Annotated in this window: 1 protein-coding gene; it reads left to right on the forward strand. The window is 38.6% G+C overall.

Translation table 11 applies throughout. The annotated features are described in order from the left end of the window. Positions 1-236: hypothetical protein (locus tag BAQ44_RS31920; protein ID WP_211274093.1), on the forward strand; the 236-nt coding region annotated here is incomplete at both ends.

Raw genomic sequence — 236 nt, forward strand, 5'->3', positions numbered from 1 at the left:
AGAGATAGAAAAGGCTAAAGCAAGAGAAATAGCAAAGGCTAAGGAAGAAGAGAAAGCAAGAGAAATAGAAAAGGCTAAGGAAGAAGAGAAAGCAAGAGAAATAGCCAAAGCTAAGGAAGAAGAGAAAGCAAGAGAAGTAGCAAAGGCTAAGGAAGAAGCAAAAGCCCAAGAGATAGAAAAGGCTAAAGCAAGAGAAATAGCAAAGGCTAAGGAAGAAGAGAAAGCAAGAGAAATAG

This window comes from Bacillus mobilis (assembly GCF_001884045.1).
Taxonomy (GTDB): domain Bacteria; phylum Bacillota; class Bacilli; order Bacillales; family Bacillaceae_G; genus Bacillus_A; species Bacillus_A mobilis.